General features: G+C 69.6%; 15 protein-coding genes and 1 pseudogene. 9 read left to right on the top strand and 7 right to left on the bottom strand.

Annotated elements, in window-relative coordinates; genetic code table 11:
• Positions 1-397: 397 nt before the first annotated feature.
• Together ACH5AF_RS02970 and ACH5AF_RS02965 are read right to left on the bottom strand one after the other, a co-directional pair.
• Positions 398-1,705, bottom strand: a complete 1,308-nt coding sequence (locus tag ACH5AF_RS02970; protein ID WP_398899562.1) for an MDR family MFS transporter — start codon at positions 1,703-1,705, stop codon at positions 398-400.
• Positions 1,702-2,907: a PLP-dependent cysteine synthase family protein gene (locus ACH5AF_RS02965; protein ID WP_398899784.1), complete on the bottom strand. Its 1,206-nt coding sequence runs from the start codon at positions 2,905-2,907 to the stop codon at positions 1,702-1,704. The genes ACH5AF_RS02970 and ACH5AF_RS02965 overlap by 4 nt, the downstream gene beginning before the upstream one ends.
• 2,003 nt (positions 2,908-4,910) lie before the next feature.
• Between ACH5AF_RS02965 and ACH5AF_RS02960 the strand changes: the two are divergent.
• The 5 genes and pseudogenes from ACH5AF_RS02960 to ACH5AF_RS02940 form a co-directional block, all read left to right on the top strand.
• Positions 4,911-5,177, top strand: a pseudogene (locus ACH5AF_RS02960) (M48 family metalloprotease); the annotation flags it as partial.
• A 281-nt stretch (positions 5,178-5,458) separates the two neighbouring features.
• Positions 5,459-6,184 carry a response regulator transcription factor gene (locus ACH5AF_RS02955; RefSeq protein ID WP_398899561.1) on the top strand — a complete coding sequence of 242 codons (726 nt, stop codon included), beginning with the start codon at positions 5,459-5,461 and terminating at the stop codon, positions 6,182-6,184.
• A complete protein-coding gene (locus tag ACH5AF_RS02950) occupies positions 6,184-7,026 on the top strand; it encodes a HAMP domain-containing protein (RefSeq protein ID WP_398899560.1) in 843 nt (280 codons plus the stop codon). Before ACH5AF_RS02955 ends, ACH5AF_RS02950 begins: the two co-directional genes overlap by 1 nt.
• On the top strand, positions 7,023-8,597 hold the full coding sequence (locus ACH5AF_RS02945) for a multicopper oxidase domain-containing protein (protein ID WP_398899559.1): 1,575 nt from the start codon (positions 7,023-7,025) through the stop codon (positions 8,595-8,597). Before ACH5AF_RS02950 ends, ACH5AF_RS02945 begins: the two co-directional genes overlap by 4 nt.
• A gap of 392 nt (positions 8,598-8,989) precedes the next feature.
• Positions 8,990-9,433, top strand: coding sequence for a hypothetical protein (locus ACH5AF_RS02940; protein WP_398899558.1), 444 nt, complete (start codon positions 8,990-8,992; stop codon positions 9,431-9,433).
• A gap of 41 nt (positions 9,434-9,474) precedes the next feature.
• Here ACH5AF_RS02940 and ACH5AF_RS02935 read toward each other — a convergent pair whose 3' ends face one another.
• From ACH5AF_RS02935 to ACH5AF_RS02925, 3 genes are read right to left on the bottom strand one after another with little or no spacing between them, the layout of a single operon-like run.
• Positions 9,475-10,491, bottom strand: a complete 1,017-nt coding sequence (locus ACH5AF_RS02935) for a hypothetical protein (RefSeq protein WP_398899557.1) — start codon at positions 10,489-10,491, stop codon at positions 9,475-9,477.
• A gap of 16 nt (positions 10,492-10,507) precedes the next feature.
• On the bottom strand, positions 10,508-11,983 hold the full coding sequence (locus ACH5AF_RS02930; protein WP_398899556.1) for a glycosyltransferase: 1,476 nt from the start codon (positions 11,981-11,983) through the stop codon (positions 10,508-10,510).
• Positions 11,984-12,023: 40 nt separating this feature from the next.
• Positions 12,024-12,269 carry a metal-sensitive transcriptional regulator gene (locus ACH5AF_RS02925; RefSeq protein WP_398899783.1) on the bottom strand — a complete coding sequence of 82 codons (246 nt, stop codon included), beginning with the start codon at positions 12,267-12,269 and terminating at the stop codon, positions 12,024-12,026.
• On the opposite strand from ACH5AF_RS02925, the gene ACH5AF_RS02920 reads away from it, so the two are divergent.
• Positions 12,162-12,407, top strand: a complete 246-nt coding sequence (locus tag ACH5AF_RS02920) for a hypothetical protein (RefSeq protein WP_398899798.1) — start codon at positions 12,162-12,164, stop codon at positions 12,405-12,407. The genes ACH5AF_RS02925 and ACH5AF_RS02920 overlap by 108 nt on opposite strands.
• Here ACH5AF_RS02920 and ACH5AF_RS02915 read toward each other — a convergent pair.
• Positions 12,400-15,165, bottom strand: a complete 2,766-nt coding sequence (locus ACH5AF_RS02915) for a heavy metal translocating P-type ATPase (protein WP_398899555.1) — start codon at positions 15,163-15,165, stop codon at positions 12,400-12,402. The genes ACH5AF_RS02920 and ACH5AF_RS02915 overlap by 8 nt on opposite strands.
• 217 nt (positions 15,166-15,382) lie before the next feature.
• On the opposite strand from ACH5AF_RS02915, the gene ACH5AF_RS02910 reads away from it, so the two are divergent.
• The 3 genes from ACH5AF_RS02910 to ACH5AF_RS02900 all read left to right on the top strand — a co-directional run bounded on the left by ACH5AF_RS02910 (position 15,383) and on the right by ACH5AF_RS02900 (position 16,873).
• Positions 15,383-15,562 (top strand): hypothetical protein, encoded by a 180-nt coding sequence (locus ACH5AF_RS02910; RefSeq protein ID WP_398899554.1) that lies wholly within the window; start codon positions 15,383-15,385, stop codon positions 15,560-15,562.
• A 91-nt stretch (positions 15,563-15,653) separates the two neighbouring features.
• A complete protein-coding gene (locus tag ACH5AF_RS02905; protein WP_398899553.1) occupies positions 15,654-15,896 on the top strand; it encodes a DUF2933 domain-containing protein in 243 nt (80 codons plus the stop codon).
• 284 nt (positions 15,897-16,180) lie between these two features.
• A complete protein-coding gene (locus ACH5AF_RS02900) occupies positions 16,181-16,873 on the top strand; it encodes a methyltransferase family protein (protein ID WP_398899552.1) in 693 nt (230 codons plus the stop codon).
• 99 nt (positions 16,874-16,972) lie between these two features.
• Here the strand turns inward: ACH5AF_RS02900 and ACH5AF_RS02895 are convergent, their stop codons facing one another.
• A complete protein-coding gene (locus ACH5AF_RS02895; RefSeq protein WP_398899551.1) occupies positions 16,973-17,263 on the bottom strand; it encodes a hypothetical protein in 291 nt (96 codons plus the stop codon).
• Positions 17,264-17,355 lie beyond the last annotated feature (92 nt).

Raw genomic sequence — 17,355 nt, 5'->3', positions numbered from 1 at the left:
CCATCTGGTCCGGTGCTCCAGCGCGTCGTGGATGCGCTCGGCGACCCGCTCGTCACCGGCATCGTTGTTGATCAGCGCGAGGGCCTGCTCGCCCAGGACGGCTGCCTGCTCGCTCTCCTCCCCTCAGCCCACGCGGGCCACGTTGGCGCAACCAAGGGTTGCATGGCTGCCGCGAGCAGAGCCAACAAGCCCCCGCCCCGCGCGTGTGCACGACGCGGCGCGAGGGTCTGGTCGGATCACACACCTCCGCGCCGAAGAATCGGCCCACCACCGCGGCGCACGCCTTCAAGCTCGCAGCACAGCAGGGACGGCCGGAGGATGCCGCACCCAGATGTCCCCGAACAGCCGAGGGACTCGTCGTTCGGTTTCTCGGATACCTCCAGCGCGGAACTGTCGGTCAGGCCGTCACGGGCTCGGGCTGCGTCTCCTGCACGGGCGGCGGCGCCAGGCGGCCAGTGCGGTGCAGCCCATACAGAGCGGCGGCACAGGCCAGGCCGAGTACGAACAACGCGATCCACGGGATCGCGGAGACGCCTGCCGCACGGGCGGCGTCGAGAGCCGCACCGGTCAGCAGGTTTCCGAGGGTGATACCGACACCGCAAATGGTGTTGTACAGCCCGTAGTGGGTGGCGACAAGGCGGTCACCAGAGAGCCGGACGATGGTGTCCATCTCGAACGGGTAGGCGATCATCGTGCCCAGCGCGAGGAGCAGTGCGGCGAGCGCCGGCGGCACGGCCGCAAGCAACCACAGGCCCACTCCGCCGTCCGGCACGGGCACAGCCGTGGCCACGAGCAGGGGCAGGAAGGCAACGCCCATCGCCAGCAACCCCCAGGTGAGCGCCCGGCCCGGCTCCATGCGGGCCTTGCACCAGGTGGTGACCTTCGTCTGGAAGACGATCGTGCTCAGTCCGGAGACGGCGAACAGCACCGCGACCGCAGCCGTGCCGAACCGCCCTTCGCCGCCGAGGCGTCGCACCTCCAGCGGGAGCGCGAGGTAGACCTGAAAGGACATGACGTACGAGCCGATCATGGCCACGGAGAAGAGCAGGAACGGCCGGTTGGCGACGATGCCGCGCCACTCAGCGAGTACGCTCTCGCGCCGACCGTCCTTCTGGTCCTTCGTGTCGTCGGCCCGACGGGCGGGCATGGCCCGGATCTGCACGATGCTCAGCACGGCGAAGATGCCGGCCGCGGTCAGGCAGGTGACGCGGAAGTCGACGCCGGTCAGCACCATGCCCACCAGCGGGCCAAGCAGGATGCCCGCCTGGTAGAAGACGTTGAACAGCGCGAACGCCTCGACCCGGCGCTCCCCGGCGTCCGCCGCCAGGTAGGCGCGGGAGGCCGGGTTGAACAGGGCCCCCGCCAAGCCTGTCGCGGCCGACGCTGCGAGCAGGGCAGGTACGGAGTCGACGAGCCCAAGGGTCGCGAAGCCGACGATGCGCAGCACAAGGCCCGCGATGATCATCGGCTTGTAGCCGAGCCGGTCGGCCAGTGTTCCGCCGACCAGGAACATGCCCTGCTGGCTGAAGTTGCGTACGCCGAGGATGAGTCCGACGAGCCAGCCCGCGAGCCCAAGGGGGCCGGCCAGGTGTGCTGCCAGATAGGGCATCAGCATGTAGAAACCGAGGTTGATGGTGAACTGATTCACCATCAACAGCTGGACACTGCGCTCGAAGGAGCGCGCCTGGGTAATGGTCCCCTTCACCGGTTCCCCTCCTGCAGCGCGTCGGACTGAGCGAACCGCCCAACAGCGTCGGTCTCCACCCGCACGTCGGATTCCGCGTTGGATTCGGCGAGTAGGTCGACCACCTCGTTCTGCTGCGCCCGGTCGGACAGGGTGAGCGGGTCGACCACGTTTGCACACCGGGTCCAGCGGGTGACCTCCTTCTCGTCCAGGCGGCCGATCACCTCCGGTTCGCCGGGTGGTGGGGAATCGAGCAGGCCGTGGGCGGCGCAGTAGTCGTCGTCGTAGACCGTGCCCAGGTAACGCTGAGGGCCGTCGGGGAAGATGGCCGCGATCTTCGTTTCCGCCGGCAGGGTGCGTGCCAGCCATCCGGCGACCAGGGCTACCGCACCGACGCTCCACCCGCCGGTGGCGTAGTGGGAGGCGGCCAGTTGGCGGCAGGTCCATACGGCCTCGGCGGGGGCCACCCAGTGGACCTCACTGAAGTTGTCGTAGGCGACATTGCGGGGATAGATGCTTGAGCCCAGGCCCCGCATCAGCCGGGTACGAGCGGGCTGCCCGAAGATGGTCGAGCCGATGGTGTCGACTCCGACGAGATTCATCTCCGGGTAGAGGTGCTGCAGAACGCGGGATACGCCAGCGGAGTGCCCGCCGGTGCCCACGCTGCACACCAGTACGTCGATGGTCCCCAGTTCGGACGCCAGTTCCAGCGCGAGCGGGGTGTAGGCGGTGGTGTTGTCGGGATTGTTGTACTGGTCCGGGCACCACGAGCCGGGGTGCCGCTTCACGAGTTGGGCCACTCGGTCGCGCCGCGCCTGTTGCCAGCCGCCGGTGGGGTGGGGTTCGGAGACGACGTTGACCTGGGCTCCGTAGGCGGTCAGCAGCCGGGTCATGGACAACTCCAGACCGGGGTCGGTGACCAGGGTGACCGGGTGGTTGTAGACCATGCCGGCCAGGGAGAGTCCCAGGCCGAGGGTACCGCTGGTGGACTCGATGATCCTGCCGCCGGGTAGCAGATCGCCGCGGGCACGGGCCTGCTCGACCATGTGCAGGCCGGGGCGGTCCTTGATTCCGCCGGGGTTGAAACCCTCCAGTTTCGCCCAGAATCCGCGATCAGCAGGGGAGAGGGGCTCGGAAATCCGGAGAACCGGGGTGTTGCCTACCAGCCCGGAAATGGTGGAGCGGGCGGGGGGTTTGATGTCAGTGGTGGTTTGTGGGTGCATCATTCCGCTCTCGTTCAATGGTGGCGTGACGGAGTGCTCATCTCGCGTGTGGTCCTGCCAGGACGAGGCAGGTGCCCCGGTCCTGGTGGCAGCACGCGGCAGCCGCATGTCGATGGGCCGCGGAAGCCCCGGTTTAGATCCGCCACCGACAGACCACGGCGAGTGTGGCCCGGCCCGAACGCCGTATCCGGGATCTGCTGTTGTGGGGCCGTGCGGCCTGCGGCCGGAGGGACATGACGGCAGTCACTCCCGCCGCTACTCCGGCGAAGGCTGCCGACACCGCCGCGTCCGTCAGTAATTGCCTGGCTTTCGGCAGTACTTGGCCGACCGCGGACGACATGCAAGCGGGGCCGGGATGTGGATGCGGCCCATGCTGTAACTCCGCCTCGACGGCTTCTGCGTGGCCGGACGACACCGGCATCCTGCCGTGCGTATGACTCACGCTGTCATGCGTGGCACAGCACGCGGATGCCCACAGGAGCAGACCGCCGAGAACGAAGGCCATCAGTCGGAGCGGCCACGAAGCGCTGGCAGCGGAGCGGCTGGTGTGAGGGTGAGGAAGAGGGTGGAACGGCATGGTTCCTCCGGGTGGCCGCCGCTTCTCACGTTCTTGGAGAGAGCGGCATTCAGAGATCAGCAGGGTTCCGGGCAGGCACCGGGAACCCGCTCAGCACACGGAAGTGTGGCGCACGGGCGTCTGGGTGCCGGGAACTGGCCGCACTTGGCCGACCCGCCCGGCAGGGGCGGGGGCTGTCGATTCTCGGAGGCGGCGACCAGTCGGGGATGCCGGGATCTAGACCTGCTGAACTACTGAGTCTCTCGAACCCGTCAGTGAGGGAAGGGCCGACTCGGGCCGGAGGGGCCCGGACTTTCCCACCGCATAGGCGTACGTGGGCGGCACCCAGTCCAGTGGGGCCGGACAAGGAGCAGCCAGATCCGGGCCTTGCTGCGGCTGGCCGGACACGCATTCCTGAGCGGGATGGGCAGTGCCGTCACCCTCGTGCCGGTCCTCGGCTGCCACGATCTCGAGCGACGCGTACGCGACCTCGTCACTGTGTCCGGCCCCGTTTGCGTGAGCTCCCTGAGTCCCCGTGGATGCGTGCACTGGCGCGGTTACACCAGCCGTCATATGACCCTCGGCGCTCTCCGCGCTCACGCCGTGCGTGAACGCGATGCTGAGCAGCAGCGCGGCCAGCCACAGCAGACCCAGCGGCCCCGCGAAAATGCGGGACCGCAGCAATCCGGAGCGAGACCAGGCCGTAACCATGCCGTGATGCTAACCGCTGCTCGGCGGCGCGGCGCAACGTCCCATGGAACACCGGCTTGACGCGCCGCACACAGGCTCCACACAAAGCGGCGGGTGCAATGCTCCGGATCTCATTGCTGAAGTGGCAAGACGGCAGGTCATCCGGCCCGCCACCTCCCCGTGCGGGTTCACGACGATGTCGCGCTACGAGCGGCCGTGATCTTCCTCATAATCCCCCTTGCCTGTAGGTGATTTGGTGGCGGTGCCCTACGCCACCAGGGTGAGGACCGCCAGTGAGGAGGCAGGAAAGAGCCGACTCCGGTGAGCCACAGCATCCGGCCGGACCGGCGCCGGCGCGCCCCGCGCGGGCAAGCGCCGTATGCCCGGTCGCTGTCATCGCTCACGACTGATCAGGCGAATCCGTGCCGTTCACGGGGCCGCACCCACGCCAGCCGTGTCCTCATCAGGGCGGACGCAACCGGTCAGCGGCCGACGGAACCCGCGATAACGCCGAAACCGCCGGAGGGAATGGGGCGTCGGCCGCCCTGCCCGCGTGACCAGGGCGAGGTGGGGGTCAGTCTTCGCGCCAAGCGAGTCAGCATGTTTCCTGGCCTCGTCGGCGCGCCCTGGCGTCGGCGACCACGTCGTAGCGGCGGCCACGATCTGGCTGCGGGAGGAGAAGTCGCGGTGGCCGCCGCTGAGCGAGTGGCCGACGAACCCGAAGACCGCACCGAAGAAGGCCCCGTAGGCTGTGCACCACCGCGGACAGGCCGCCGACCGCGCCGCGGCCATGCTGACCGGGAAGCCCTCCGTGCTGGCCTCGGCGCTGACCAAAGTGCGCGGAGACATCGCCCGCGTCCCAACAAGGATCTGGGCACCGCCCATGCGTTCAGCGCGTTCTTCTTCACCCCCGCCCTCAGGCCCGGCACGGCGGTCGCGAACCTGTTCTTCCACCCACCCCAGCCTGGAACGCCGCATCGATGCGCTCGCGGACATCTCCGCACAACTCGGTGAGACGGCATGACCGGGCACCGCACCGGCGGCACAGACCGGCGCATCGTGCCTTGGCCGACCCCGGCTACCTTCAGACGGATGCGCCCGGGGCCGCGCTCCGGTGGTCTCCAGCCAACGCGAACTCCGAAGGGGTGCCTGGGGAGCGTGGAGGGACGTGTCGCCAGCCCGGCGGGAGTATCACAGAGGGTATGGAACACAGCTGCGGCGTGGCGGACAGGGTGGCCTGCCGCAAACGCGTTGAACTGCGGTGGTCCGTCTCGAGACGGCTCACGAGCACGTAAGGAGGCAGAGATGAGCGACGGTCGGGTTCCCGCGTCGTCCCAGCGCGTCCAGCGCGCCCTGGTGGTCGACGACGAGGTGGAGCTGGCCCGGCTGGTTGGTGACTACCTGTTGCGGGAGGGGTTCACGGTGGACCTTGCGGACAACGGGGAGAGCGCCCTGCGACTGGCGCGGACGGCGGCGCCGGACGTGGTGGTGCTCGATGTGATGATGCCAGGCCTCGATGGTGTGGAAGTGTGCCGGCAACTGCGCACCTTCACCGACGCGTACGTCATCATGCTGACCGCACGTGCGGAGGAAATCGACAAGCTCATCGGCCTGTCGGTGGGCGCCGACGACTACCTGACGAAGCCGTTCAGTCCCCGGGAACTCGTCGCCCGGGTCAAGGCCATGCTGCGCAGGCCCCGGACCGGGCAGGCAGGGCCGGCGCAGTCACAAGTGCGCCGGTTCGGCGAGCTGACCGTCGACCCCGAGGCCCGGGAGGTCACCGTCGCAGACCGCCGGGTGGAGCTGACCCGGCTGGAGTTCGGCCTGCTGGACGCGCTGTCGGCCCGCCCACGCATGGCCTTCAGCCGACGGCAACTGATCGAGCAGGTCTGGGCGAAGGACTGGGGCGGCGACGAGCACATCGTCGACGTCCACATCGCGCATCTGCGGCGCAAGCTCGGCGACAACCCTTCCGCACCCTGCTACGTGATGACCGTACGCGGCGTCGGCTACCGGATGGGGCCCGGCTGATGACCAGGCCACTGGGCCTGACCGGGCGACTGGTGCTCGCCCAGTTGCTCGCGGTTCTCGTCGGAGCAGTCGCTCTCGCCGTCGTCGCCCTCGCCATCGGCCCGCCGCTGTTCCGCAGTCACGTCCGCCGCGCGGTCGGTGTCGTCTCCCCGCAACTGTCCGATCACCTGCAGGACGCCTTCCTTGCAGCGGGCAGTATCTCGGTCGGCATCGGAATGGCAGCGTTCCTCCTGGCAGCCGTCACCGCCAGCTTGCTCATCACCCGCCGACTGTCCCGTCCCCTCAGGGCCCTCGCCGACGCGGCCGCCCGGCTTGCCGCCGGGGACCACGCCACCCGCCTGGGCCCAACGCAGCTCGGGCCGGAGTTCGAAACCCTCATCGGCGCCTTCAACACCATGGCCGACGCCCTGGAAAGCACCGAGCAGACCCGCCGACGGCTGCTCGGCGACGTCGCCCACGAACTGCGCACCCCGCTGGCGACCATCGAGGCGTATCTGGAGGGTCTCGCGGACGGAGTACGCACGCTCGATGCGCAGACCCTGGACGTGCTGGGCACACAGACCACCCGGCTGCACCGCCTGGTCGAGGACATCTCCCTGGTCTCCCGCGCCGAGGGCACGCCCACGGCGGCACCATCACCGCCCACAGCCAGGGCCCCGGCACCGGAGCGGTCTTCCGCATCAGCCTGCCGGCCGCGCACCCCCCGGCTCCCGGCAGCGGGCCCGCCTGACGCACGAACCCGGTCCCTTCGTCGGGGCCTCGGCTTCAGGCAAGCAGCGTCGAACGTTGATGGATTCTTCGTAAACCCCCGGAACCATCGATGCCAGGAGGTTTACACATGAGCAACAGATGGTTCCGCCCCCGCTGGCTGATCGCCCTGGTCGCCCTGGTCACCGCTGCCGGGATCGGCATCGGCCTGTGGACGACCGTGGCGTCGCCCGCCGAGGCTTCCACCCTCGTCAAGCCGAGCGACCGCGCCGTGGGTACAGCCGAGGCCGCTCGCCAGGATCAGGACGCCCGGGTGCGGAACGTGACCCTGACCGCCGCTCCCGCAACGCTCCGGCTCGACGGGAAGAAGGTCAACACCTGGGCCTTCAACGGAAAGGTCCCCGGACCGGAAATCCGTCTGCGCGCCGGCGACGTCCTGCAGGCAAGGGTGCAAAACCGGCTGCCCGAACCGCTGACCGTGCACTGGCATGGGGTCGCGCTGCGCAACGACATGGACGGCGTGCCCGATGTGACGCAGAAGCCGGTCAAGCCCGGCGGGACGTTCAGCTACCGGTTCACGGTGACGGACCCGGGCACCTTCTTCTACCACTCGCACGTCGGTGCACAACTCGACCGCGGACTGTACGGGCCGCTCATCGTGGACGACCCCAACGACACCGCGGCCCCGCGACGCGACATCACCGTGATGCTCGACGACTGGCTCGACGGCACCGGTCGCACCCCCGACCAGGTCCTCGACCGGCTTCGCTCCGGCGGCAGCACCACCCCCATGCCCGACATGGGAGCTCACGACATGGAGTCCATGCCTGGCATGCACGATTCGGAATCGGACGGCTCGAAGATGAGCGACAGCATGCCCAGCGGGACCAACCCGCTGGGCGGCGACACCAGTGACGTCACGTACCCGTACTACCTCATCAACGGCCGCCCGCCGACCGACCCGGCCACCTTCACCGCCAAGCCGGGTGAACGCATCCGCATGCGGATCGTCAACGCCGCCTCGGACACCCCGTTCCGTGTCGCACTCGGCGGCAGTCGGCTCACCGTCACCGCCACGGACGGCTTCCCTGTCCGACCCGCCACGGCGGATACCATCCTGCTGGGCATGGGCGAACGCTACGACGCGGACGTCACCGTACCCCGGTCCGGAGTCTTCCCCCTGGTCGCGGCCGCCGAGGGCGCCGAAGACGCATCGGCGCAGGCACTGACAGTGCTCCGCGCGGGACCCGGGCCCAATCCGATGCCCGACGTCAAGCCAAAGGAATTGAACGGTCGCCTCTTGGCTCCCGGCGACCTGCGCGCGACCTCGTCCGTCGCACTGCCCGCGCGCAAGCCCGACCGGACCTACACCGTCGGCCTGACGGGTGACATGAACACCTACAAGTGGGGCATCACCGCCCCCAAAGAGCAGGGCACCACGCTGCCGGTCCGGCAGGGTGAGCGGATCAGGCTGGTCCTCGAGAACCGGACCATGATGTGGCATCCGATGCACCTGCACGGCCACACTTTCCAGGTGGTGACGGGCTCCGACCCGGGACCGCGCAAGGACACGGTCGTCGTGCCGCCCATGAGCAAGATCACCGTCGAACTCGACGCGAACAACCCCGGCCAGTGGGCGCTGCACTGCCACAACATCTACCACGCGGAGGCCGGGATGCTGACCATGCTCTCTTACGTGAAGTAGTGGCGTGAAGCAGTGGCCACCTGCCACCACGCGGTGCGGAACGGGAAACGGCCCCGTCCCGCACCGCCTTTCGCGTCGCCGACCTCGGCATCTGGGCGCTCCCGGATGTGGGATCTGTTCCTTGATCCGACGATGCCGCCTCCGCGAGCCGGGGACGGCCAGCGGCTGAGCCGGCGTCGGTGACGGCGTCTCATCCAGAGGGCTTCCGCTGAGACTGGCGGCCTGGGCCACTATCGGTAGGCCGACCGGCTCTGGCTGTCGTGAGGGCCGGGTACGGTGCAGGTCACGGTCCGGTGGTCTTCGGTCACTGTTGGCCAGAGGGCGAATAGCTCGCCAGACAGCGCCTCCTGCGTCCGGTCCAATCCATGGATGTGACGTGTGCCCCGCACCGGATGAGCGCAGCCGAACGGCTGCCAGGCGTGCCTTGGCATGACGCGACGCGTGCCGCTGCCGCTCAGATGCCCGCCGAAGACGTTGGGCAAGCGGCCCAACCGATGGTGACCGATCCGGCCGATCGCGGCCCGCACTGCCCGACGACCCAGCAACAGTGTGAGGTGCTGAAGGCCACCGTCGTCCACGACGGCCAGACGGGCTCGGTGCCCGTGGACCTGCCGCGAGCGGTGTCCTGTAACCCTGCGGCCGTGGTGTCACAGCCCAACGCGCCGCCAATGGCGCTGCTCCCTCACCTCAACATCGTGGCGCCGGGCTCGGGTGAGCTCGTCGAGCTTGGCCTCGCCCTCGGCCAAGTCCACCCGGACCGCACCGGGGGCAGAGTGCGGCACGTGGTCATCGCATCCGAGCACGACTTCCAGCAGGGCCCGTCGGGACGGCGTTGATTACCGCCGTGGCGGGCCGGTCTGCTTGTCGGGGACAGGAGTCAGGTGCCCTGGCCCAGCGCGGGTGTCCTGCGCAGCTCGGCGGCGGCGCGTTCAGGTGGGACGGGGTTGACAGCCATGCCGCTGCCGAGTTCGAAGCCGGCGGTTGCCGCCAGGCGGGGGACCAGTTGGAGGTGCCAGGCGAAGTAGGCGGTGGCCTCCTCGCCGTTGGGCGCACTGATGAGCGCGTAGTTGTACGGGACGTCGCCGAGTAGGTGGCGCAGTGCGTCGAGCAGTCGGCGCAGCAGCGCGGCTGTCTCGGTGAGCACCTCCTCGTCCGCATCGGCGAAGGACGCTTGGTGGTGGCGGGGCACGATCCACGTCTCGTAGGCGGCGCGGGCGGCGTACGGGGCGAAGGCGGCGACGTGGTCGCCGACGGCGACGGTCCGCCGGCCGTCGGCGAGTTCGGTGGTGGAGATGTCGGTGTACAGGCAGCGGCCGTAGTCGTCGTAGTAGGTGCGGGCGACGTCGAAGAGCAGGCGCTGGCGCAGCGGCACGATGGGGGTGGCCACGATTTGGGAGTGCGGATGGGCCAGGGAGGTACCGGCCGCCGGGCCGTGGTTACGGAAGGGCAGGACCAGGCCGGGGCGGCGTCCGCGCAGGACGAGGGAGCGGGCGCGGTAGGCGCGCAGGACTTCGGCGACAGCGGTGTCGTCCCCGTCGGGCAGGTCCCAGTCGTGACGGGGGGATTCGATGACCACCTCGTGGCTGCCGACGCCGTCGGCGGAGATGAACGGCCCGGCGGTGCGGTGACGTGCGGGGCCGTCTCCGCGAGCGAGGACGGGGTAGCGGTTGGGGACCACGCGGACAGCCCAGGCGCCTGACGGATGGTCCGCATCGGCGGGTCGGCGCCACAGTTCACCCGGGGTGTCCTGCTCATGTCCGGGGCAGAAGGGGCAGTGTGGATCGGTGGCAGGTGCGGACGGCGTCGCGGCTGGGATGTGCTGGGGACGGTGAGCGCGTTCGGGGGCGATGACCACCCACTCTCGGGTGAAGGGGTCCCGACGGAGTTCCGACATGGCCGTTCTTCCGTTCTTACGGTGTGGGTCGGCCTGCGGGCGGGCTGGAGCGTGTGGCGCGGAGAACGGCACGCAGGAACAGCTCGGGATCGGCGGCGAACTGGCGGGCACAGGAGGCGGAGCAGAAGAAGAAGGTCATCTCGTCGTGCCGGATCCGGTGCGTGCTGGTGGGGGCGACACGCATGCCGCACACGGGGTCGCGTTCCTCGTCGCCGGTGCCCGCCATGGTGGCCAAAGCTGTCGGCGCGGCGGGCTGCTGGCCCAGCAGGCTGGTGATCAGCCGCAGTTCGTCGCCGATCAGCCGGGGCAGCAGGAAGCGATCGCGTACCAGATCCGTGCCGGCGGCGGCGAGGCGGCGGCCTGCGGGAGGGTCGGTGAGGACGCGGAGTACCGCGTCAGCGCACTCTTCGACGGAGTCGACGAGGTGGCCTCCGACGCCGTCGGCCAGTTGCAGGGGGATGCCGCCTGCCCGGCCGGCGACCACTGGGGTTCCCTTCCAGGTGGCCTCGGAGACCACGAGGCCGAAGCCTTCCCGCAGCGATTTCTGGATCACCACGTCGGCGCGCCGCTGGAAGGCGTTGACCTCGATGTTGCCGACCCCGGTGAGGTTGGTGAACAGGGAGATGTCCGGGTCGTCGGCAGCCGCGGCGGTGATCTGCTGGTAGACCTGCCAGCCCTCCGGGTCGTCCAGGGCCATGGAGCCGACCAGGGCCAGTTGGACGGCCGGAACGTGGGTTTTGACGGCACGGTAGGCCGCGATGACCCCGAGGGGGTCCTTCCATGGGTCGAAGCGGGACACCTGGACCAGCAGCGGACGGGTGGTGTCCACGCCGATCCAGTCCAGCACGCTGGTTGCCAGGGCGTCATCGATGGGCATGTTCTTGGGGCTCAGCGGGTCGATCGCGGGAGGGATGATCTCCACACGTTCTACTGGTACGTCCGGTGGGACGAAGGCACCAAGGGTGAAGACAGCAGCGTCGAAGTCGGCAAGCAGAGGCCGCATCCGCGCCCACACCCCGGGGTTGGGCTGTGAGCTGTCGATGTGGCAGCGCCACACCCACGTCGCGCGGCCCCGTCCGTGCAGGTGTGGGAGCGCGAGCGGCTGCGGGTCGTGTACGACCACGACGTCGTAGGACTCCTCCAGCTGGGCCGCCACCTGCGCAGAGGCAGCCAGATAAGTCTCCCACTGCCGGTTGCTGATGCCGTGTGGGTCACCCTGAAGGCCGTTGTGGATGGCCTTGGTCACCTCGAAGAACTCCTGCTCGGCGCTGATGGTCTTCCAGGTGGCGACCACTCCGAGGTCGCGCAGCAGCGGCACCTCGGAGCGCAGGATCTCCGCCACACCACCGCCATAGCCGGTCGCGTTCACGTGCAGCACCCGCACCCCGTCCAGCGGGGCGGCCAGCGCCCGCAACTCCTCCACTGTTTCGCCTCCCACACACGGGCAGTAGGCGTCCAGGCTCCGGCGCCCGACATCCACACGCTGCAGCATCTTCCGCTCACCTCCTGTGATTGGAGCACTGTCCGTAGCGTCAGGCCGTGCGGCAGCGCCGTCGTGGCCTGCGGCCGCTGGGGTCACAACCGCAGCGTGCGGCGCAGAGCGATGGTGAGTTCATCGAACTTCTCCTCGGCCAGGGGCCCGGGTCCGATCGGGCCGTCTGGGTGACGCAGTGCCGTACGTGGTCGCCCGACAAGCCGAGTCCGATTTCCTGCAGGGCTCGGGTGACGGCGCCGATTTGAGTGAGGACGTCGATGCAGTAGTGCTCGTCGTCGACCATGCGGGTCACTCCGCGCACCTGGCCCTCGACCTTGTGCAGCCGGGCGAGGTGGTCGGACTTGTGGCTGACGTAGCCGTGCCGGGCAGTGCTCGGTCCGGGTCCGATGTGTTTGCGTGGTCGGGGACGGTGATCATTTGATCTCCCCTCCTTCGTGCGCTCCACCGGCTGCCGGAATACGGTAGCGGTCCGGGGCGGTGTCGTAGGCGGCTGCGCACTGGGGGGAGCAGAAGTAGAGGATGCCGGTGGCGGTGTCGCGCCGTTCGGCGGCCGTCGCCGGGTCCAGGCGCATGCCGCAGACAGGGTCCATCACCGTGGTGCGGTCGCTGCGCTCGTGATCGCCTGCGGCTTCGGGCTCGGGCTCGGTCCGGTCGGCGGCGGATTCGACCCGGGGCTCGACCGACGCCGGTTCGGTCGTCGGCAGCGGTGCGGTGTGCCAGCTGCGCAGGCGGCCGGAGTTGGTGACCACGGACAGGGAGGACAGGGCCATCGCGGCCGCGGCGATGATGGGGCTGAGGCGGAGACCCCACAGTGGGTAGAGGGCTCCGGCGGCGAGGGGGATGCCGACGGCGTTGTAGATCAGGGCGAAGAACAGGTTCTGCCGGATGTTGCGCATGGTGGCGCGGGACAGCCGGATGGCGGTGACCACGCCGGCCAGGGAGCCGGAGATGAGGGTGATGTCGGCGGCCTCGATGGCCACGTCGGTGCCGGTCCCGATCGCCAGGCCGACGTCGGCGGCGGCGAGGGCGGGGGCATCGTTGATGCCGTCGCCGACCATGCCCACCGTACGGCCCTCGCCCTGCAGGCGGCGTATCTCGTCGGCCTTGTGCTCGGGCAGTACCTCGGCCAGCACCCGGCCCACGCCGACCTGCCCCGCGATGGCGGCGGCGGTACGGGCGTTGTCCCCGGTGAGAATGACCACGTCGATGCCGAGGTGCTGCAGGGCGGCGATGGCCTGGGCGGAGTCGTCCTTGACGGTGTCGGCCACGGCCAGCACTCCGGCAGCCCGACCGTCGACGGCGGCGAGTACGGGGGTCTTGCCCTGGATGGAGAACTCCTCGGCGATCGGGGCGAGTTCGTCCGTGGAGATGCCGACGTCGGCGAGCAGGCGGGCGGTGCCCACCAGGACGGCGCGGCCGACCACGGTGGCCTGGACGCCCTTGCCCGTGACGGAGTCGAAGCCGCTCGCCGCCCGCAGGGTGATACCGCGGCTGTCGGCACCGGCGACGATCGCTCCGGCGAGGGGGTGTTCGCTGTCGGCCTCGGCCGCCGCGACCAACGACAGCAGCCCGTCCTCGTCGAATCCGGCGACCGGCCGGACGTCGGTGAGAACAGGCTTGCCCGCCGTGACCGTGCCGGTCTTGTCCAGGACGACCGTGTCGAGTTTGTGGGCGGTCTCCAGTGCTTCGGCGGAGCGGATGAGGATGCCTGCCTGGGCGCCCTTGCCGGTGCCGACCATGATGGACAGCGGGGTGGCCAGTCCCAGGGCGCACGGGCAGGCGATGATCAGCACCGCGACCGCGGAGACCAGCGCGAGGGTGAGTGCCGGGGCCGGGCCGACTGTGAACCAGAGGGCGAAGGTGGCGATGGCGACGGCGATGACGGCGGGCACGAAGTAGGCGGAGACCGCGTCGGCCAGCCGCTGGATCGGCGCTTTGGACGCCTGGGCCTGCTGCACCAGACGGACGATCTGGGCCAGCATCGTGTCGGCGCCGACCTTGCTCGCACGTACCCGCAAGGACCCGGTGCTGTTCATGGTCGCGCCGATGACCGTGTCGCCCGCCCGCTTGGTGACGGGCATCGGTTCGCCGGTGACCATGGATTCGTCCACCGCCGAGGACCCGGACAGGACTTGGGCGTCGACCGGGATCTTCTCCCCGGGCCGGATGACCACTTCGTCGCCCACCACGACGTTCTCGACGGGGATTTCGGCCTCGGAGCCGTCGCGCACCACGCGTGCGGTACGGGCCTGCAGGCCCAGCAGCGCACGGATCGCCTCACCGGTGCCGGCCTTGGCGCGGGCCTCCAGCAGCCGCCCGAGCAGGATCAGGGTGAGGATCACCCCGACCGCCTCGAAGTACACCTCACGCACGTCCTCCGGCAGCAGACCGGGAGCGAAAGCGACAAGCAGGCTGTAGCCGTACGCGGCCGAAGTGCCCAGTGTGATCAGGGAGTTCATGTCCGCGCCGCGATGGCGCAGGGTCAGCCAGCCGGTCGTGTGGATCGGCCACCCGGTGTAGAACATGACCGGGGTGATCAGTGCCAGCTGGAACCAGTGGTTGAGCATCCAGCCCGGCACCCAGTCGGCGCCGAAGAGTTCGTGCGCCATCACGGCGAAGAGCACCGGCGCGGTGAGCACCGCGCCGATGGCCACCCGGCGCGTCAGGTCAGCGATCTCCGCGTGCCGCTCGGCGGCCTCCGACGCCTCGGCCGCCGAGGCGTCACCGACCGGCGGCCCTGAAGCCGGAGCGGCCCGGTCCTTCCCCACAGCCGGGGCGCCTTCCCCGCTGTCCGGTTCGCTGATGTCCGGTTCGACGAGCAGAGTGCCGTGGATCATGTTCATCCCGCACGCGAACCCGAAGGAACCGGCCTCTGCCGGATAGACACGCACAGTGGTACGCGCATACGCCGGCAGCCCGGAACTCACCCGCAGGTCCGGGAAGACCACCCGCGAAGTGCACTCCCCGGACTCCTGCCGGTCGAAGACCATCTCCACCGGAACGCCCTGGCGGACCCTGATGACGTCGGGACTGTATCCGCCCCGAACCGTCACCTCGACCCGCTGTACCCCGCCCTCCAGCCGCGCCGTGCGGGCCTTCCGACGACCGAAGAAGAACCACCCCATGGCGGCGATCAACGCGACGGCCAAGGCCACTACGGCGGCATCGACGACATCCATGGCAGATCGTCCCTCCTGTCGTCCCTCCTGCGGGCTTGCACACCCTCAGCATCACTCCGGGTACCCCCTGACAGGTAAGAGCTGAAGGTCCCCGGTGCAGGGGACCGTGCGGCCCTGTGCGTGCGACCGGGCGGGGGCGACTGTGGAAATGACAGAGAACGCCGATCGGACGGCGGGCCCGAGCCCGCGGCCCCCGATCTCGGGGAAGTGAATCGCGATGATGTTGTTGGCCGGCACGATCCTGTTCTGGGCCTTGATCATCACCGCCGCCGTCCTGCTCTTCCGCACCCTGAACCACGCCCACGAGCACACCCGCGGTCCCGCCGGACCCTCGCCCGAGCAGCTGCTCGCCGAGCGGTTCGCCCGCGGCGACAGCGGTTCGCCCGCGGCGACATAGACGAGGACGAGTACCAGCGGCGCCTGACCGCCCTGCGATCCTCCGGCCCCCTCACCAAACACTGACGCTCACCCAAACAGGAGGACCGGCCATGGAGAACAACAGGAATTACGGCTTGTATGCGATCGCGGTCGCCATCGCCGTCGTCGGCGCGCTGGCCCTCGGCGTACCGCTGGGCACCCTCGTCTTCCTCCTCGTCCTTACCGCCTGCCCGCTGATGATGTTCTTCATGATGCGCGGCATGCACGGCGGCGATGACATGCAAGGCCGCGGGCGTGGCCACGACGACGCACCCAAGGACCGCGACCCACACGACCACAAGCCCTTCCGCTGAGGCACACGGCGACGGCAGGGGACGTGGCATGCATGCGCCGGCGGCGATATCGATCGGAGAGCTGATCATGGCGGCCCTGGTCTACGACTCGGGCCGCCCGATCACACCCCGTGAGAGTCGTTGCCCTCCCCCAGCCCGGCTCCGGGGCCGCCGCACCGACGTGGAGGCCACCGAACGCTGCTGTGGGGGCCTGCGGACGCACGGCCGGATCGATACGAGTGCCCACCAGCGAAAGACGAGCGGACTGGCCCGTGGACAGCGGACCGTCCCCCGGGGAGAACGTGATGGCTGATGCCGCGTACGGCCTGTGGCCGCTGGTGGTGCTCAACACTTTGCTGTTCATGCTGTTCGCCGCCAGCTTCTTCCACCCGAGAACCAAGCGGGACTGGCGGGCCATGGGCGCCTACAGCGCCTTCCTGGTGGCGCTGTTCACCGAGATGTACGGCACCCCGCTGACCATCTACCTGCTGGGCAGCTGGCTCGGCAACCAGTTCCCGCTGCTCAAGGACACCCACGCCGGCGGGCACCTGTGGAACGACCTGACCGGCTGGAGCGGCGACCCGCACCTGAGCGCCTTCCACCTCGCCAGCTACGTCGCCATCGGCGTCGGCTTCTGGCTCATCGCCGCGGCCTGGAAAGTCCTGCATGAGGCCGCCCAGCACGACAGCCTCGCCACCACCGGCCTCTATGCCTGGACGCGCCACCCGCAGTACGACGGCTTCCTGCTCATCATGATCGGGTTCCTGCTGCAGTGGCCCACCATCCCCACCCTGATCATGTTCCCGGTCCTGGTGTACGTGTACGCCCGCCTCGCGCGCAGCGAAGAACGCGAGGTCGCCGCCCGCTTCGGCGACCAGTGGGACACCTACGCCGCGCGCACTCCCGCCTTCTGGCCCAGGCCGCCCCGCCGGGCGCCCGCCGGTCCGAGCGACGGTACCCCGCAGGCACCCGAACCCCGCCCCCCGGCACGGAGGTGACCGGACATGGAAGTGCTCGCCTGGACCCTGATCGCCCTGGGAGCCCTGACTACCGCCGCCTGCGCCGTCCATCTCACCCGGAGCCACCGGCGCGACGCATCAGGACTGGCCCGCTCGATCCGCCGCACCGCCCCCGCCCTTCTCGCGGCCGGCCTGCTTCCTGCTTCCGCCCTCATTGCCGACCACATGCCCGCCGCAGCCTGGGGCCTGTGGGGCGCCGTCACCATCGCCGCTGCCCTGGTCTACGGCGCCGCCGACACCTTCGCCGGGCACCTCGACACCCGTCGCGGGGCTGCCGTCTTCGCGCCCCTGAGCCGGGCGGAGGTCGGCGACATCGAGCTTGCGCGCCAAGATCGGCTGATGCTGGACTTCGCCGTCAAGCTCACCCACGTTGGGTCCAGGTCGAGGACGGCACGGTGCGCAAGATCGACGTCTACACCAAGAACCCCCACGAGCTCGCCGCGTTCTACGCGCGCGCCGAG

It is taken from the genome of Streptomyces sp. NPDC018833, assembly GCF_044390825.1.
GTDB lineage: Bacteria > Actinomycetota > Actinomycetes > Streptomycetales > Streptomycetaceae > Streptomyces.
This window is presented reverse-complemented; position numbering and strand designations above follow the sequence as displayed.

What these genes read in the sequence shown, in the direction of transcription:
- ACH5AF_RS02965 (WP_398899784.1), bottom strand. Translation starts at nt 2,907, where the DNA reads ATGCACCCACAAACCACCACTGACATCAAACCCCCCGCCCGCTCCACC.
- ACH5AF_RS02900 (WP_398899552.1), top strand. Translation starts at nt 16,181, where the DNA reads ATGGCTGATGCCGCGTACGGCCTGTGGCCGCTGGTGGTGCTCAACACT.
- ACH5AF_RS02950 (WP_398899560.1), top strand. Translation starts at nt 6,184, where the DNA reads ATGACCAGGCCACTGGGCCTGACCGGGCGACTGGTGCTCGCCCAGTTG.
- ACH5AF_RS02935 (WP_398899557.1), bottom strand. Translation starts at nt 10,491, where the DNA reads ATGTCGGAACTCCGTCGGGACCCCTTCACCCGAGAGTGGGTGGTCATC.
- ACH5AF_RS02955 (WP_398899561.1), top strand. Translation starts at nt 5,459, where the DNA reads ATGAGCGACGGTCGGGTTCCCGCGTCGTCCCAGCGCGTCCAGCGCGCC.
- ACH5AF_RS02915 (WP_398899555.1), bottom strand. Translation starts at nt 15,165, where the DNA reads ATGGATGTCGTCGATGCCGCCGTAGTGGCCTTGGCCGTCGCGTTGATC.
- ACH5AF_RS02930 (WP_398899556.1), bottom strand. Translation starts at nt 11,983, where the DNA reads ATGCTGCAGCGTGTGGATGTCGGGCGCCGGAGCCTGGACGCCTACTGC.
- ACH5AF_RS02905 (WP_398899553.1), top strand. Translation starts at nt 15,654, where the DNA reads ATGGAGAACAACAGGAATTACGGCTTGTATGCGATCGCGGTCGCCATC.
- ACH5AF_RS02945 (WP_398899559.1), top strand. Translation starts at nt 7,023, where the DNA reads ATGAGCAACAGATGGTTCCGCCCCCGCTGGCTGATCGCCCTGGTCGCC.
- ACH5AF_RS02940 (WP_398899558.1), top strand. Translation starts at nt 8,990, where the DNA reads ATGAGCGCAGCCGAACGGCTGCCAGGCGTGCCTTGGCATGACGCGACG.
- ACH5AF_RS02910 (WP_398899554.1), top strand. Translation starts at nt 15,383, where the DNA reads ATGATGTTGTTGGCCGGCACGATCCTGTTCTGGGCCTTGATCATCACC.
- ACH5AF_RS02925 (WP_398899783.1), bottom strand. Translation starts at nt 12,269, where the DNA reads ATGGTCGACGACGAGCACTACTGCATCGACGTCCTCACTCAAATCGGC.